The sequence below is a fragment of the Paenibacillus physcomitrellae genome (assembly GCF_002240225.1).
GTDB lineage: Bacteria > Bacillota > Bacilli > Paenibacillales > Paenibacillaceae > Fontibacillus > Fontibacillus physcomitrellae.
The window spans coordinates 766319-783531 of the sequence record NZ_CP022584.1; the positions used below are offsets into that span (position 1 = coordinate 766319).

Here is a 17213-nt window from a genome sequence, read left to right on the forward strand (position 1 = left end):
AAAATCATCTTCGATTTGTTTCTATGGTGCTATATTTGATGCTCTGGAGTAGAATCTGGATCGGCTACACTTAGTTGGACAGAAAAATTAGGGGCTAGTAGAATGAAACAATCACAATTAGGAGCGGATCTACTATGCCAAAAGAAAGACGTACATTTACAGCAGAATTTAAGAGACAAATGGTTCAGTTATATGAAAACGGGAAATCAAGAGCGGCTATTGTGAAAGAGTATGAGCTAAGCCCATCTGCTCTAGATCGCTGGATTAAACAAGCGAACACCTCGGGTTCCTTCGCTGAAAAGGATAACCGAACGGCAGAAGAAAACGAACTTATTGCTCTTCGCAAAGAACTTAAGCAGCTTCGAATGGAGAATGACATTTTAAAGCAAGCCGCGCTGATCATGGGACGAAAGTAAAGATCATAAAGCAAAATCGTGATAAATACTCGGTATCAGCAATGTGCAAAGTCCTACAAATCGCGAAAAGCACTTTTTACTATGAAGCGATTGATAAAGAAAACGAAGATGAAAGTATCCTTACGGAGACTATCGTCGAGATTTTCCAGAGCAACCGCAAAGCCTACGGAACACGGAAGATTAAAACGAAACTTCAGGAGCAAGGATACATCGTTTCCAGGCGCCGAATTGGACGGATTATGAAAGAGCAAGGCCTTGTGTCCACATACACAATCGCCCAGTATAAGCCGCATAAAACGGCTTGTAACGATGCAGAAACAGCTAATGTATTGAAGCGTGAGTTTGACCAAAAGGAAGCGAAACGCTTTGTCGTCAGCGATCTGACGTATGTGAAAGTCCAGCACAAGTGGCATTATATTTGCGTATTGATCGACTTATTTAACAGAGAAATCATTGGCCACAGTGCAGGTCCACGTAAGGACGCTGCTCTAATTTCCCGTGCCTTTGCCACAGTAGAAGGCGACTTAAGCGACATTCAGTGGTTCCACACGGACCGTGGAAGTGAGTTTAAAAACCAGAATATTGATGCGCTGTTAAGGACTTTTAACATTGGTCGCTCGTTAAGCATGAAGGGCTGTCCTTACGACAACGCCGTTGCTGAAGCGACCTACAAAGTAATGAAAACCGAATTCATTAACCAGATGCATTTCCAAAGTCTTCACCATCTAAACGTAGAATTATATGACTATGTGAATTGGTTCAACAGACATAGAGTTCATGGCTCACTAGGTTACATGACACCCGTTCAGTACAAAACTACAGCCCTTAAAAAAGTTGTCTGATTTACTGTTGACAGTCCAATCAGCCGATGTAAAAGGTGAGTAGTTAGATGAGTCCAAAAGTCATGTGTTATGTAGAGTGTTCAAAGAGAATAAAGTATTAGACTGGCGGCGCTTCATTAAGCTATCTTTTAAAAAGGTGGGGGAGAAATGCAAGATGAGAAAATAATAGGTAAAGGAAATACAGCAACTGTATATGAGTGGGAAGAAGGTAAAGTGCTTAAGCTTTTCGTTAAAGGCTATCCTACTATGGCTGTAGAGAGAGAGTTTCTTAATGCGAAGGCAATCAATCTTATGAATTTTGCAAAACCAAAGGCATACGAAATGATTTATTATGAAGAGCAAACCGGCATTATATATGACAGAGTGGAGGGTGAAACCCTGCTGGATTGGGTATTGAAAACCGGTGACCTCCAGGGATGTGCAGTATACATGGCTAGTCTACATAAGTCAATCGTTCTGAACAAAGTTAACCATGTACCGGATAGTAAGGAATTTTTGAAATCTAATATATTAAACGCGTCATCGCTTAACAAAGAGGAACAGGAAAGAGTATTAGATATTTTGAGTAGATTAAAAGAAGGAGATACACTTTGCCATGGTGATTTTTATCCCGGCAATATATTACTATTAAATGGGCAAACCACTGTAATAGACTTTATGAATGTGTGCCGTGGAGATTTTTTATATGATGTTGCAAGAACTGTTTATTTAGTGCAATACACACCGGTTCCAGCAGATGCAGATGATAAAGAAACGCTGCTGCAACTTAAAAAAACACTGGCCGACTTATATCTTATCGAAATGAGCGTTACCCGAGAGATGATACAAGATTACATTACTGTAATTGCTGCCGCTAGAAAAGGGGAATGTCCTAATGAGTTCAATTGAATTTATAGGTAATTTGATCAGCAGGGGCTGCCCGGCATTCTGATTCTGAGTTTTCCAAGTTAAAGATTCGGTACGGCAGTGCCTGCTTGGTTGGTGTGATTGCCAGTTGTTGCACATGTTAACCGGTCCTGTTGATGTCGAGGATTTAATCCTGATTATTACCGGAAAAAATTTATTTGCGCAGCCTGCTGAGTAATCGGGATTCGTTCAACTACTGCCGGATAATCAAAATTGTAAAACAGCGTTAAGAAGGCGCTTATTATCCCGATATTTCCAAAGAGCATGCTGTAGGCAGTAAGCCAATCCGGCGAAAAGTTCTTTCGGGCTAATGCCCCTGTCACAATCAAGACCAGATTACAGCCGATTATTGCCATTACAGCACCTAGTGCATGATAGGCTGCCCCTGAGTATTCATATCCATGGAAAAGACCCACTAACAAAATTCCCAAACCATGAACAACTGCTAAAGTCATCCCTATTCGGTGTTTGTTCGCCGACAGTAAAGACCTGATCATACTATACGCCAAAACGAACAAAACCCCGTGGGAAATAAATGCGAAATTCATGGTAGGGGATAGTGGTGAATGAATTGTGCGGTATCATGAAGAGGAAGGCCCCTGTATTCAGCTTTATCTGATTCAATTGGTTCATTGTCATTCCCCCCGATACATTAATGTGTTTCTGTAGTACCAGGTTATCTTAAAGCCTGAACTATAGGGCAGAGTCAAGGTGTTTTGGATGAGTCGGCATGCCAAGACTTTAGCATCTCTTGTGCTTGATTGGGATCGTCCATAAGCAAAGTCCGATATTCCAGCATCTTGTTAAGGGTGCCCAGCATTTGGTCGTACTCTTCCTTTTTGCTCTCGATCTCCTTCTTCTTGTTGCGAATCCAATCGATAATCTGACGGTTCGTTTGGGTGTTGGCATCGTGATCCCTTAAAACTTCCTTCAGTTCAGCAAGCGAACAGCCGATAGACTGGAACTTCTTAATGAGCTTTAACCGCTCGAGAGCCTCTTCCGAATAGTTACGATAATTGTTGCTTTCCCGCCGGACATGCCGATCATCCAGCAAACCTTCCTTTTCGTAATAACGGATCGTATGGATCGTTAATCCCATCTTGTCCGCCAATTCCTGAATTTTCATACTCATTTCTCCTTGGACAGCTTGCTATAGAGTTCACTTCATAGTTTATGCTTAGCATGTTCAAGCAGTCAACACATGAAGGAGGATAATCATGATGAAGGTTTTTGTAACAGGAGCAACAGGGTACGTCGGGTCTGCTGTCGTCCGGGAATTGATCGGCGCGGGACATACCGTATCGGGTCTCTGCCGTTCAGAAGAGAAAGCCGCGGGACTAAAGGCTGCGGGAGCCGAAGCCGTGTACGGTACGCTGGACGATCTCGATACGCTGGGTAGAGCCGCCGCGGCTGCGGATGGCGTGATTCATTTGGCGTTCACCAACGATTTTTCCAACTTTGAAGGTGCGCTGGATCTAGATTTGCGGGCTGTTGAAGTCATGGGAGCAGCGCTGGAAGGCTCCGGGAAGCCGTTTATTACGACGGCTCACGCAAATGGACATACCGTGGATCAAGCAGTGCTTGCAAAGGCAGAGCAGGGCGTTAGGGCATCAATCGTCTCGCTTGCGCCGTCCGTGCACGGCGAAGGCGATAAGGGCTTTGTGCCTATGATGATCAGCATCGCCCGGGCGAAGGGCTTCGCAGCCTACATCGGCGACGGAATGAATCGCTGGCCGGCAGTTCACCGTCTGGATGCGGCGGTTCTGTACCGTTTGGCGCTGGAATCCGCCCCGGCGGGCTCGAGGCTGCTAGGCGCCGGCGATGAAGGCATTCCGTTCCATGAGATCGCTGCGGTCATTGGGCGTCAATTGAAAGTACCAACGGTCGGCATCACGCCTGAAGAAGCGGCCGCCCATTTCGGCTTTCTTGGCACCATAGCGGCATTTGATATCACAAGTTTGTACAACGCTAAGCAAGCGAGTCTGGAAACACGGGAGCTTCTGGGCTGGAAACCGATGCAGTCCGGGCTGATCGCCGATCTCGAAGAAGGGCATTATTTTGCATAAAAAAATGGAGGGTGTACCCACGTCCTTAAATGGCGGGTTGGGATACCTCCATATAATTACATTCTCAAGTACTGCCTATAAAACCGCAAACAACGGTGTATGTCCCTAAACGGCTTTATCCGGAAAAAAAAGATTGGTTTGGCAGCGTAATCCCTGCGCGTCTGGACTATCCAGTAAATATGGATCTTGTCAAGAAATATTACCATGTTACTGAAAATCCGGAAGAATCCGATTGTGTTCTTATTTTTGTATCCGGGCCGGACTCTGGCATTGGATACAGTCATGAGGATGCGGCGAGCGGAGAAAATGGCTTTGTCCCAATTAGCCTGCAATATCGTCCTTATCAAGCTGAGTTTGCAAGAGAACAAAGTATAGCAGGCGATCGCTCTTATAAGGGAAAGACAGTTAGGACAACTAACGAATGCGACTTGGATTTGATTTTGGATACAAAGGAACTCATGAAAGATAAACCAGTTATCGTGTCCCTGCTCTTGTCTAACCCTGTCGTTGTTGCAGAGTTTGAAAGCCAGATGGAGGGTCTTCTTGTAAACCTTGGGGTATACAGGATCAAGCCCTGCTGGATATCATTAGCGGGAAAGCAGAACCTGCCGGATTACTCCCTTTCCAAATGCCGGCCAATATGCGGACGGTGGAGCAGCAATTCGAAGATGTGGCACACGATATACAGTGTTATAAGGATACAGCAGGCCATGCCTACGACTTCCCTTATGGGATGAATTGGGACGGACCGATTGAGGATGAAAGGACTCAAAAGTATAAGAAAGCTAAGATAGCAGGGTCAAAATAAGCAGAGCGCTTATATGAAAAAGCAGCTTCGCTCCTGGATAGGCTGTGTTGGCCGTACCGGTTGAAAGAAAGTTTTGGGATGAAACAGGCCAAGAATAACTAAGGATAAGCTAACGAAAAGAACCGCCTTCATAGGAAGGCGGTTTTCTACTAGCTGGGTGTGTTAAATTACTTCTTTGTTAAGGCGCGATCGAGAAGTAACTATAAAGGAGGGAGGTGATAGCTCTTTTAATTCCATCTGTTTGGTTAGACTTATTCAGGCTCACGCTGAAGAATTATAAAGGGTAGTAAAACAGAAATTAGCTTCCTTTCCTAACGCCCACCAACCTATGTTAAGGTTAGTGGGCTTTTTCAATATTCGATGGGAACTAGAGGAAGAAGGATTTTTTTAGGAAAAATTACGCAGATCATTAATGTCTCTTATCGGGGGACGTCCAAATAAGCGGGCGTATTCACGATTAAATTGCGAAGGACTTTCATACCCAACATGAAATCCGGCGTTAGCCGCATCCAGATTTTCCGTGAGCAGCAGTCGTCTTGCTGTTTGCAAGCGAATCGTCTTTTGATATTGAATCGGACTCATGGCCGTCACTTTCTTGAAATGTCTATGCAAGGTCCGCGGACTCATCTTAACCGTCTTAGCCAAATCTTCAATGATCAAAGGCTCGGCATAATGATGGTTGATCCATTCAATAGCTTTCGAAATACAGTGGGAATAGCTTCCGATTATGGCAAATTGCCTCAGCAGTTCTCCATTTTCGCCTTGAAGGACCCTATAAAATATCTCCTTAATAATCAAGGGAGCCAGCACCTCAATATCAGAGGGAGTCTCCAGAAGTTCTACAAGGCGCAAAACTGCTTTGAGCAATTCAGGGGTAGACGGATTTAGCAGGATTCCTCGTTCACTCGTTACCTTCTTCGGAGGACTGGATGTTTTGGATACATCGAGAAGGATTTCCGGATGCAAGGTCAACTGCAAACTTAAGTACGGATGGCTTTGCGATGCTTTGGTAATTTGTCCGATAACAGGCAGATGAACCGGAGAGACCAAATAGCTCCCTGGATCAACATGATATCTTTCCTCGGCTAATTCAACTGTTTTTGCTCCTTGGACAATGATGTATACGGAAGGATGGCTGTTGCTGTACACTGGCCCTGACTGATGAGATTGACGCCTGAAATAAAGTTCAGGAATTGCCATGCTGTGTACGCCATCCATCGGTGTATGACGATCCATGTACCGGGCTAACTCAGAAATAAGCTCTTTCAAGTTTGTGCACCAACCTCTTTTATTCAAATCAGTTAAACCCATTATACTTATCTGGCGGGATTAGGCAAGGCAAGGGCATGAATTGTCTACCGGTTGAACCCCTGCTTTTCTTAAAATGAAAGGTGTAAGAAAAATATATTGTAGAAGAAAGAAGTGGTGATTATGCCCGGAATAAAAGATAAAGTAATCGTAATTACAGGGGCAAGTGGCGGGATCGGTGAAGCAACTGCAATGCTGCTTGCCGAGAAAGGGGCTCAAGTTGTCCTTGGCGCGCGCCGATTGGATCAGCTTGAAGCTATTGCTAACCGCATTGAGAAGTCTGGCGGTAAGGCAGCTTATCTAGTTACAGACGTGAAGCGTTCCGAAGACCTTTCGAACCTTGTCCAATTGGCACACGAGAAATTTGGTAAGCTTGATGTTCTTATCAACAATGCAGGATTTATGCCCATGTCTCCCTTTGACGATCTGCGGGTTAAGGACTGGGAAGAGATGATCGACATCAACATTAAAGGAGTTCTATATGGGATAGCAGCGGCACTACCCACCTTTCGGAATCAGGGCTCAGGACATTTTATTAACATTGCTTCCACAGCAGCCTATCGTATTCTGCCTAATATGTCGGTTTATGCAGGGACAAAGCTTGCCGTTCGTGCGATTTCAGAGGGTCTGCGTCAAGAAGCCGGCCATAAACTTCGCGTAACGATTGTTTCACCCGGGTTCACAAACACGCTTGGATCCACACATTCGGATGCCCTGGAAGCCATAAAGGACCTAGAGATGAAAGCCAAACTCGAAGCTTATCAGAACATTGGGTTATCTCCCAGCTCTATCGCTAAAGCCATTGCGTTCGCAATTGAGCAGCCCAATGACGTGGATGTCAGTGAAATAGTGGTTCGCCCCACAGCGCAAGGATAACGAGAATTGCAGGACTCCACAAGGGATCTTATGTAGTGAGACTTTGATCCGTTCACGCTTGTCTTGTATTGAAGTAAATCGATAAATGCCCCTGACACTTACCGATATTCTTGAAAGCGAAGCGACGACTCTGACGCCAGTAAGCGAGTAGAGGTAAGCTAATGTTAATGATGTATGCCAGACTAATACTATAATTATTAAATCCCATCAATAATAAACGGTGGGATTTTGTTTTATTTATAGAACTTCTCGGCAAAAGGGTCAAGTTCTTGTTGTAGCTTTAAGAAGGGGAGAATGATCATAATTTTGTGACACAATTCTCCTCACATATGTAGTTTTTAGCGTCAAAACGAGTTACGGCAACGGTTTATTTACTGCTGTTCCCATCTTCGGTTCCCTTCTTCGCCAGCAGCGCCAATTTGTTGTTTAGCATCCGGGCAAGAAGAGACTGCGATTGTTCTAGTTCTCTTTTTCTACGGTCCATTTCCTTCATCTTCTTCTGCAAAAATTCAACGGCCCGGGAGAGCTCAAGTTTGTTCCCGTCTTCTTCCTTCAAAATAACTTTGATTTCCCTTATCGTAAAACCCGCAGCCTGAAACCTTTTGATTAGTAAAAGGTGTTCGACCGCTTCCTCGGTATATTCACGATAATTATTGTCCCTGCGCTCAACGTGGCGTCTATCCAGCAATCCTTCCTTCTCGTAATAACGAATGGTCGGCGGATTTAACCCGGTCTTCTGTGCCAGCACATGAATTTTCATACTTCCTCCCGCGTAAGGCTTGACCTTCAAGTATACTTTACAGTTTATACTTTAGAGGTCTAATGGAACCTTGTCAAACCTATTGGCATAATAGTCGATCAGAAGGAGGAGCTGTGAATGAACGCTCAGAAAAGGAATTCACCGACCAGAGCTGTAGTTTTGGGGGGCGGTGGCGTGACAGGGATCGCATGGGAGGTTGGCGTCTTAGCGGGACTGCTCGAATCCGGAGTAGACCTCCATCGAGCTGACGTGATCATCGGCACGTCCGCCGGTGCATTTGTCGGAGCAGCCCTGGCCAGTGGGTACGACATGAATAAACTATTTACCGCCCAGTCGGAGACGAACTCGGCCGAGATACCGGTCGCAGCGTCTAAAGAATTGATGCAAGCGTGGTATCGCGCATTTGCCACGGGAGGAAGCGATCCGCGAAAAGTCGGTGCAGAATTTGGCCTTATCGCCAAAAATAATACCTCCCCCGTATCGCCTGAACAGCGGCGCGCCGTGGTCGAGAGTCGCCTTGTGACCAGAATATGGCCGGCGAATCTTAAAGTGACCGCCATCGATGCCGATACCGGGCAACTTCATACTTTCGATCATCAATCGGGAGTTTCTTTGCTCGATGCCGTGTCGGCCAGCGGAGCCGTTCCGGGAATTTGGCCGCTTGTTTCGATCGGTGACCGCTTCTGGACCGACGGAGGGATGGTGTCCACGACCAATTCAAGGCTGGCTGAAGGCTACGAACGGATCGTGATTCTCTCCCCGATGCCCAATGGTTATGGCTCCATCCCGGGAGCAGCGGAAGATGCGGTAAGACTGCGTACAAGCGCGGACGTTTATCTCATAACTCCCGATGAGCGCAGCGTTGTGGCCATCGGCCCAAATCCATACGACGCGGCCCGCCGCAGCATAACAGCGATCACCGGGCGGGAGCAGGGATGCTCTATCGCTGAAGCTGTTCTGACTATATGGTAAGAAGAAGCCGTTTCTTTCCTAACAACGGCATTGGGGCCAAGCATTGGAAGGCGTCTTCGTTTTGGACAGTGATGTGAAGCCGCAAGAAGAACAGAAGACAAGGGGAAAATACGTGGATACTCAGGAGCGATTGGCTGAGGTCATACGAACGTTTCATTAAACTAACGGGAAACGATAGGCGTTATAAAAACTAACTAAGAAAGCAGCTGATCAATGTAATCGGCTGCTTTTGTTCAACTAACGGGTAGGATAGCTCCTTCTTTATATCTATTATTTTAAATGGTGACAACATGCTGTCGCCTCTTCGTCATTATACTATATTTAGAATAAGAAGGAGGTATTGAGAGAATAGACAATAACTAGAGAAAATGCAAGGAGTTAAATTAATGAAGTATGTGAAACTTGGAAATACCGGCCTGGATGTTTCCCGATTCTGTCTTATGTTCGAATTTTGAAAGCGGATGCACGAATTTTGAATGGAGTAAAGCAGGTTTTTCCCTAAAATTGGGAGTGCAATAAAAACAAATTTACGGAGGAGGAAAATTATGAAAGCGCTGTTACGGCCCGCTACGATGATGTAAGCTGTTTGAGCCTTGGTGTTTACGAATGGTCCCGGTATGCAGTCGGGTATATCTGCAGTTCCACAGATTCTATACTTTGACAGGTTAAAAACCAGGTAAATATGCCACATCATAACGTTGGGCGTTTATCAAATTGACAATGTGTCCGATTACGATCTGGGTAAGCCGTGGGCCACCGGATCGAAAAAAAGGAGGATTTTCAATGAGGTCAAAACGATTTGGCAGAATGCTCGCGTTCCTCTGTTGCTTGGTAATGGTGACGTCACTAATGCCTACCAGCTTTGCCGCCGCCACTGACAACAACGAGTATACAGAAGCACTTAATGGCGACAGCAGTTCTACAACTCTTACAAGCTTGCAGGCAAATGAAACGCCGACCGCCATTTTTGGAACTCCCGAACTCGGATCAGACGACCCGTTATGGGCTCAGACAATGGAGCATCTTATCAACAAAAGCACTGTTCCCGGCGACCCCAGACCCCATGCCACGGGCACAGCCAGGATCCTTTGGGACAACGACTATATGTATGCCCGCGTAGTTGTGGAGGACAGCAATCTATATCAGGGACCCGGCAATGATTACCAGTACGACAGCCTGGAGTTTTATGTCGGCGCTGGAACCCAAGGCGCAAATCAGTGGCGTATCAGCGCGACGGGCGTGTTTTCAGGGCAGAGCGCTCCAGGCAGAGCTGCGTGGACTGAGATCACGGACACAGGATATATCGTGGAGATGAGAATACCTAAAAGAACCTTGAACTTGCAGGCAGGCCCGTTTACCTTTGAAGTTTATATCAATAACTCGACGGAAAAGGGCGGTGACCGCTATGAAGTCGTTTCCTGTTTCGGAACTCCGGACGCGGCTTATAACAGCGCTGCTTCTTATACAAACAGCCTGAATCTCATTGCCGCTAGTGGAGCGGACGACAGATTCTCAATCACCGCCACGGCGGGATCGGGCGGCCGAATAACGCCGAACGTACCCGGCGATGTTCTGAGAATAGCTAGCGGCTCAGACGAAACCTTTACGGTTACCCCCGATCACGGCAAAATCGTAGATACCGTAAAGGTAGACGGAGAGGACGCAACTCTATCCGATGAAGGTACTTATACCTTTTCAAATGTTGTCGCTAACCATAGCATTCAAGTGACATTCAAAAATGATTCGACCGCGGTGTCACTCCCCTTTATCGTTTGGAATGACAACTTCGCCCGTGGCGAGTACACGACGGCTGTCATCATTGACTTAGGCGAGGGGAGGGCGGCGGAAGGCTCCAAGCTTAATCCGGACTTGTTTACCGTCTCGGCTAGGAACACGACCCTGAACGGCGACTCGGTAACCTTTGAAGGGACGCGCAAGATCACAAGGGTATACGCCAATGACGAACCGAAGGTACGCGGCTATCTGGGGACGGTAAGCCGTTCACCAGATTATCAGGACGGACTGGAACGCGGCCGTTACATCGTAGTTGAGTTTGAGTTTTATTCAGAGAGCGGCGGCAATATAACACTGGATGGCAGCATGAACTCAACAAAACAAGTTTACAGCATCGTCCAAAACGGCGATCTCGTACTGACAGAAGGGGATCCGCTTAACTACGTGGTTTTTGAACAGGAAAAAGTTGTGAATCCGATCCTTGACCAGTTTACAACACCTACGGGCAATTCGGTCAATCGCGCGCTCTACCTTCACAAGGATGAAAACGGTGAGGTGTCGCAAGGATTGCCGCTGTATGTCTATACTCACGGCAGGGGACGCGGCGGCACAAACGCTGCGACTGACCAGAAAGCGGCCATGAAATCCGCTAACGGCGCGGTCGCTCTGATGAAGAAAATGGAACAAGATCCCGAAAAATACGCCAGCCATATCCTGAATATTTCCTATAATGGCACGAGTACTCCCTCCACAGCCAATGTAAAGAAGGTTATAGACGACCTGGTTGCCAGCGGCGCAGTAGATCCTAACCGTATATACGCGGCGGGCTTCTCATGGGGCGGTCAGTATACGAACAGCTTAGTTAACGCTTATCCCGGCTTCTTCGCGTCCGCCGCACCAATGTCTCCGGTAAGCGGCTCACCGAACGCGAATGCCAACTACGTTCACACCAACCTGGCCTATTGGATGTTTATCAATCAGTATAACGTTGGAGGTTACCAGACTAACCTCGATAACTTTATAAGCACCAATATGCCGAAAATGATCAACGCGAGAGCTTCGCGCTTTGAGAGCAATGAGGCTCTTGTATGGCCTTACAATCAATTTGATCAGCCGAATCAGAGACCGAATCCGAACAACTCACCTGTCCTGAGTGATGCAGTGGCGCACGAAGTTGAAGCGGCGGTTCTTTACAACGAGATAACGATGGGGACTTGGAGCATCGCGCCAACAGCGCAATCCTCTAACTTGCCGGCTTGGAACAATGACTACACCGACGTCTTTGATTGGATGTTCGCGCAGACCAAAGCGAACAATCGGCCTGTTGCCGGATATGGTTCACCTGTACTCGGCACAAACGACAAACTGTGGGAGCAAGCTGCGGAGTTTGACATAAACAACAGTAGCGCACCCGACCAGAAGATAGGCCCCAAGGCCACCGGCAAAGCCAAAGTGTTTTGGGACGAAGACTTCCTTTATGCACGCGTTGTGGTTACCGACCCGAATGTGTGCGTTGGTAACACGCCTGGCACTGAGCACATGACCGACAGTGTGGAATTTTATGTCGGTGAAGGAAGCAGAGGCTCAAACCAGTGGCGTATTGGCGCAAGCGGTATTTTTTCAGGTCAAGCCGCTCCGGGCCGCGACGGTTCGGTTGTACGAACTGACACCGGGTATATTGTGGAAGTGAAGATACCTAGAAGAACCATTGAATTCACGAACAATTCCCCGATTACGTTTGATGTGTACATCAATAACTCAACTAGTGCCGGCAATGATCGTTATGAGGTTGTATCCGGTTTAGGCCAACCCGACGCGGGTTATGGCAGTTCTGACAGCTTCAAGAATAGCTTGCTGCTGTTTGGGGGCTCCACGGTGTCCAGACACCCCGTTACCGCCACGGCAGGGTTAAACGGCACAATCTCGCCATCCGGCTTGATCCGGGTAGCTGACGGCGGAAGCCAAACCTTTACATTCACTCCTATCGGCGGTTATGTCGTGGATACCGTAACTGTAAATGGTGCGTCTGTAGAGATTGCAAACAATACCTATACCTTGGAAAACGTGAACACCGATGACAAGGTAATCCATGTTACATTCAAACCCGATCCGGCTGCAACGTTGTTTAACTTTATCGTATACAACGATAACTTTGCCACCGGAGAATTTACCACAGCCGTTATCATCGATCTGGGCGCAGGAAATGAAGCTGTGGGTGCCGACCTTAATTCAAACCTGTTTACAGTATCGGCGAGGAATACTCTGCTGAACGGCAACCTGGCCTATCAAGGCACACGCACCGTCAATAGAGTATACGTCAATGACGAACCTAGACCGAGAGGGTATAAGGGTGTGAACAAGGACTCCCCTGATTATCAAGCTGGACTTACTAAAGGTCGCTACATCGTTGTAGAATTGGAATTTTGGACATTAACCGGCGGACAGTCCACTTTGGAGGCATCCAACTCCACCGTCCAGAATTACAACATTGTATATAGTGGCGATATCAAGCTTGATGGAAAGGCTGCCATTGGCAAGTCGACTTTCGCACAGTCTGGAGTTGTCAATGAAATCATAGATAAATTTGAAGTTGGTCCCAAAATTGACAACGCAGAAGCGATGCAGTATGGACTCTATATTCATAAAGACAGCAACGGTGTCCCGGTAAAAGGGCTTCCCCTTTACATCTACGCTCACGGTTCTACCCGCGGCGGTACACAGGACGGGGATACCTTCGCGCCCATCAGATCCGCCAACGGAGCCATCGCGCTTATGAAAAAAATGGAGACGAACTCCAAATATGCTAGTCATATAATCGCTTTGCGCGCTCAAAACAACGTTCAGGCAACGGCCGCTACCTTAAAGGCTTATATCGATGATCTGGTAAGCAAGGGACTTGTTGACCCCAATCGTATTTACATGGCAGGCTTCTCTATGGGAGCCGCTTATACTAATACTTTCTTGACGACATATCCCGACGTGCTCGCAGCCGCGGCGCCTATGTCTTACCCACCTTCAATCAACGCGAAACAAGCCGATACTCTTAAAAACTTTGCATACTGGTCATTCGTTAACACAACTGATTCTCCATCTATAAAAACAGGGGCGGAAACTTTTATAACGAATATAATGCCCTTATTGGAAAACGCTAGGCACACGTTCATCGACAGAAATGAAATATTCGTTTGGCCTTATGACCAATGGACAAAGGCAGAAGCGCCTATTAATGGAACCAATTGGATTCCTACTGGCCATGAAATGGAAGCTTCAGTTCTTTGGAACAATATTTCAGGCTACACGGATACGTTGTCCAATGTAGGTTCCGACAAGGAGTGGAGCCTTAAACCTACGGCGCAGTCCTCTAACTTGCCGGCTTGGAACAATGACTACACTGACGTCTTTGAATGGATGTTTGCGCAGAGAAAAGCGGACGTACCCGGTGCTCCGGGCAGCTTCAAGGCGGCGGCCGGCGACGGACAGGTCACATTGAGTTGGACTGCTCCGGCTGATGATGGGGGCAGCGCGATATTGGGTTACAAGGTCTGGTATGGCAGCGTGACGCCGGTCACACTAGATGCGAAGGCCACCCAATATACCTTCAAGAGCCTGAAAAATGACCAAAGCTACACCTTCAAGATCGTTGCGGTGAGCGCGAAGGGCGACAGTGCGGAGATAAGTGCGACGGCGACGCCGACGACTTCCGATGTGCCCAATCCTTCTGACGGAAATTCGGGCAACACCGGCAATACGGGCAATACCGGCAATACGGGCACCGGGACAGACACTGGATCGTCGAAGCCGACCTACACAGTGAATACACCGAAGGATAAGCCGGCGGTTACGGACAAGAACGGCAACACCATCCTGCCCGGCGGCGGCGAGATTGCGACCAAGGGCGGGACGAAGATTGAGGTACCCGAAGGCACGACTATAGACTCAAACGGTAAGGTGACCATTCCGGCGGGCAAGAGCGCCGAAGTGACACTACACGGCGGCGCGAGTGTCGGCTTAGACTACGGCTTGTCGCTGAACATCCATGGGGGTACGGAGTTTGTGTTCGATGACGACACCCCGTTTGGCTTCCTCGTGATGTCGGGCAATCCTTTCAGGGATGTCAACATGGACGACTGGTTCTACAGCTACGTAAACTCCGCCTACACATACGTTCTTTTCAACGGCACGACGTCCACGACGTTCTCACCGGGCAACCCAATGACGCGTGCGATGTACGTGCAGGTACTGGCCAATCTTGAGAACGTAAACCGCTCCGGCTATACGAGTTCCCGTTTTAGCGACGTGACGGAGGGGCAGTGGTATACGGCGGCAGTCGAGTGGGCGGCCGAAAGCGGCATAGTCAACGGTAAAAACGCAGACCTGTTTGATCCCAATTCACCGATAACGCGCGAGCAGATGCTGGTGATGCTGTACAACTACATGAAGTACAAGGGCTATGAGCTACCTGAAAGCCAATCTAAGCCCTTCGCGGACGAGAGTGAGATCAGTTCATGGGCGTTGGAGGCTGTTCAGGCACAGCGGGGCATCGGCATTGTATCAGGCAAGCCGAACAACTTCTTTGACCCCCAAGCCACCGCCACACGCGCTGAAGTTGCTACGATCTTTATAAAGTTCATCGAATATCTGGCTAAGTAAAAGCATAAACAGAAAAATACGGACCCTTGCGGCTGGGCAATATCCAGCTGCAAGGGTCTCCTTTTATTTTACTAAGAAAATCCCCAGTAGGATGTGCTAAACACACGACAGTAGAAAAGGACCTTAGTCTATGACTGCGGGGTGCCGCTGTCGATGCATGTGCTATCAATGACAGTCTGATACCTTCATTAATTCCTCGGATTCAAATTAGTTGATTTCAGATGAATTTTGGAACAACTGGAATACTCAAATAAGGATCAACGAAGTATCAGTAATATAGGTCATCAAAAGAACTTCTGATTTGATAAATACTTATATTAGTAAAGTCGAAGAGTATTTCCTGGAGAAAAAAATCCTGACAAATTATTTTTTATAAGATATGAAGGAAAGGAAGGTTTCGGTCGGCAAATTTTACAATTGTTTTTTTAGGAATCTAGATAGATTTGTCAAAAAAGCAAATATAAAAGTCTAATCCGGGAAAAATTCCCTTTCACAACCAATGGGTTTAAACATCGATATGGTATGAAGTTGATGAAAGCTGGCTTGAATATGGGTCAAATCCATCAATTGATTACTAATGTCACATCTGAGATGCCAATGGTTTATGCACGAATTTATGATCATTTGTAGATTGAAACAAAAGCACCCTTTTAAGAAATCCTTATTTTATAAGGTTTCATTTATTTATGGGGGGGATTGTGTCATTTTACAACAACCGACATAAGGGGGCGGCTGTATGCAAGTTTTTTCAGATTGACATACATATGTACAAAATACTATATATTCTATAGTTATAAGATTGATAGACGAAGCTATGCTAGAACTGTATTCTCATATAATGTGTCACATGATATTGGCGCATCCCGTTTTTGTTATCGGGAGTGGCCTTTTTCATTGCCTGTGAACAGTTGTTAAGGGGGAAATATGGGGAGCTAATTTCATCAATACTGTCCGGAGGGGACAGTTAGTAGGTACAGACTCATCGTATTCGATGATGAGAAGAAACCATTTATACCTCTCACCGAATATTATCATCATCAAATTACTAGGATTGGTGAGTGTTCTGTTATTACGTATTTAAATGCTTTGGAGCCTTTTTTCTCCTGGCTAAAGCATAAGAGTCAATATCAGGGAAGATTAGTTCAATGGAAGGATGAAGCTGCTGCAGTCCAAATAGCCGTTAGAGATTACTTAACTTTGAAGATGGAATGTAAAGTTCGAGGGCGAGACGGTTATGAAGGAATCTGCCTGACAAGCAAAAGTTCTAAGACGGTGAACCTGTTCTTAGCTGCGGCCCGATTTTTATTTGAGACAGGAGCTAGGATATCTGAAATTATGGACTTAACTGTAGGCGATTGTAGGAAGAGAAGCGATATCCATGAATTAGCTGCAATGAACAAAGGTAGTATATCGAAGACCTAGAAGGATTTCTATAAGTCAGATATGCTGCCTGATGTTGAATTTAGAGTGAATAATCGAAAGCACCTGATGTCGCAGAATAAGAAGTACATCTTTCAGTATCAGAATCAGCACATAAACGAGTTTTCAGTAAATGTGATTTTACGGTTCTTATTGCACGGATGAACCAGGAATCCGATTCTCCAACAATTGTGTTAGAAGGAGGTATATGAAGCTTTCAAAGTCAGAAATTGTGGAGTTGTTAATCCAATCAGAGCAATATAATCCAATCAGAGCAATACATCGCACTTGAAAAGCACCAGTAAACTGTACGCATCACGTGTCTTATGAAATTAAAGTTCTATACTGGCGCGGCGGCGTTAAGCTAACAGGCTGGTTTGCGTGGTAGAGGTAATATGTAGGAAAAAAGTTAATTTAGGTGAATATACTTTAAGATGATTCCTTAGGAGATGGTGT

Annotated in this window: 11 protein-coding genes; 7 read left to right on the top strand and 4 right to left on the bottom strand. The window is 46.4% G+C overall.

Annotation, left to right across the window (positions count from 1 at the left end):
• Positions 1-134 precede the first annotated feature (134 nt).
• Together CBE73_RS03470 and CBE73_RS03475 are read left to right on the top strand one after the other, a co-directional pair.
• A protein-coding gene (locus CBE73_RS03470) for an IS3 family transposase (RefSeq protein WP_094093016.1) occupies positions 135-1258 on the top strand; the annotation gives its coding sequence in 2 pieces (ribosomal slippage) (positions 135-381 and positions 381-1258; 1125 coding nt in all).
• Between the two features lie 147 nt (positions 1259-1405).
• On the top strand, positions 1406-2146 hold the full coding sequence (locus CBE73_RS03475; protein ID WP_094093017.1) for a phosphotransferase family protein: 741 nt from the start codon (positions 1406-1408) through the stop codon (positions 2144-2146).
• Positions 2147-2304: 158 nt separating this feature from the next.
• Here CBE73_RS03475 and CBE73_RS03480 read toward each other — a convergent pair whose 3' ends face one another.
• Both CBE73_RS03480 and CBE73_RS03485 read right to left on the bottom strand, forming a co-directional pair.
• Positions 2305-2712, bottom strand: a complete 408-nt coding sequence (locus CBE73_RS03480; RefSeq protein WP_174704653.1) for a DUF998 domain-containing protein — start codon at positions 2710-2712, stop codon at positions 2305-2307.
• 158 nt (positions 2713-2870) lie between these two features.
• Entirely contained in the window at positions 2871-3290 is a 420-nt protein-coding gene (locus CBE73_RS03485) for a MerR family transcriptional regulator (protein ID WP_094093019.1), read from the bottom strand.
• A 94-nt stretch (positions 3291-3384) separates the two neighbouring features.
• Here CBE73_RS03485 and CBE73_RS03490 point away from each other — a divergent pair, with 94 nt between their 5' ends.
• Together CBE73_RS03490 and CBE73_RS22345 are read left to right on the top strand one after the other, a co-directional pair.
• Positions 3385-4230 (top strand): SDR family oxidoreductase, encoded by an 846-nt coding sequence (locus tag CBE73_RS03490; protein WP_094096115.1) that lies wholly within the window; start codon positions 3385-3387, stop codon positions 4228-4230.
• Positions 4231-4325: 95 nt separating this feature from the next.
• On the top strand, positions 4326-4967 hold the full coding sequence (locus CBE73_RS22345) for a hypothetical protein (RefSeq protein WP_244905521.1): 642 nt from the start codon (positions 4326-4328) through the stop codon (positions 4965-4967).
• Positions 4968-5425: 458 nt separating this feature from the next.
• On the opposite strand, the gene CBE73_RS03500 is transcribed toward CBE73_RS22345, so the two are convergent.
• Positions 5426-6274: an AraC family transcriptional regulator gene (locus CBE73_RS03500; RefSeq protein WP_244905522.1), complete on the bottom strand. Its 849-nt coding sequence runs from the start codon at positions 6272-6274 to the stop codon at positions 5426-5428.
• A 195-nt stretch (positions 6275-6469) separates the two neighbouring features.
• On the opposite strand from CBE73_RS03500, the gene CBE73_RS03505 reads away from it, so the two are divergent.
• Positions 6470-7222 carry an SDR family oxidoreductase gene (locus CBE73_RS03505; RefSeq protein ID WP_094093021.1) on the top strand — a complete coding sequence of 251 codons (753 nt, stop codon included), beginning with the start codon at positions 6470-6472 and terminating at the stop codon, positions 7220-7222.
• 367 nt (positions 7223-7589) lie between these two features.
• Here the strand turns inward: CBE73_RS03505 and CBE73_RS03510 are convergent, their stop codons facing one another.
• A complete protein-coding gene (locus tag CBE73_RS03510; RefSeq protein ID WP_094093022.1) occupies positions 7590-7982 on the bottom strand; it encodes a MerR family transcriptional regulator in 393 nt (130 codons plus the stop codon).
• Between the two features lie 117 nt (positions 7983-8099).
• Between CBE73_RS03510 and CBE73_RS03515 the strand changes: the two genes are divergently transcribed.
• Both CBE73_RS03515 and CBE73_RS21845 read left to right on the top strand, forming a co-directional pair.
• Positions 8100-8954 (top strand): patatin-like phospholipase family protein, encoded by an 855-nt coding sequence (locus CBE73_RS03515; RefSeq protein WP_094093023.1) that lies wholly within the window; start codon positions 8100-8102, stop codon positions 8952-8954.
• 783 nt (positions 8955-9737) lie between these two features.
• Positions 9738-15338: a sugar-binding protein gene (locus tag CBE73_RS21845; RefSeq protein ID WP_157739386.1), complete on the top strand. Its 5601-nt coding sequence runs from the start codon at positions 9738-9740 to the stop codon at positions 15336-15338.
• Positions 15339-17213 lie beyond the last annotated feature (1875 nt).

Coding starts and splice junctions, on each gene's coding strand:
- CBE73_RS03500 (WP_244905522.1), bottom strand. CDS start 6,274: ATGGATCGTCATACACCGATGGATGGCGTACACAGCATGGCAATTCCT.
- CBE73_RS03510 (WP_094093022.1), bottom strand. CDS start 7,982: ATGAAAATTCATGTGCTGGCACAGAAGACCGGGTTAAATCCGCCGACC.
- CBE73_RS03480 (WP_174704653.1), bottom strand. CDS start 2,712: ATGAATTTCGCATTTATTTCCCACGGGGTTTTGTTCGTTTTGGCGTAT.
- CBE73_RS21845 (WP_157739386.1), top strand. CDS start 9,738: ATGAGGTCAAAACGATTTGGCAGAATGCTCGCGTTCCTCTGTTGCTTG.
- CBE73_RS03485 (WP_094093019.1), bottom strand. CDS start 3,290: ATGAAAATTCAGGAATTGGCGGACAAGATGGGATTAACGATCCATACG.
- CBE73_RS03515 (WP_094093023.1), top strand. CDS start 8,100: ATGAACGCTCAGAAAAGGAATTCACCGACCAGAGCTGTAGTTTTGGGG.
- CBE73_RS03475 (WP_094093017.1), top strand. CDS start 1,406: ATGCAAGATGAGAAAATAATAGGTAAAGGAAATACAGCAACTGTATAT.
- CBE73_RS03505 (WP_094093021.1), top strand. CDS start 6,470: ATGCCCGGAATAAAAGATAAAGTAATCGTAATTACAGGGGCAAGTGGC.
- CBE73_RS03490 (WP_094096115.1), top strand. CDS start 3,385: ATGAAGGTTTTTGTAACAGGAGCAACAGGGTACGTCGGGTCTGCTGTC.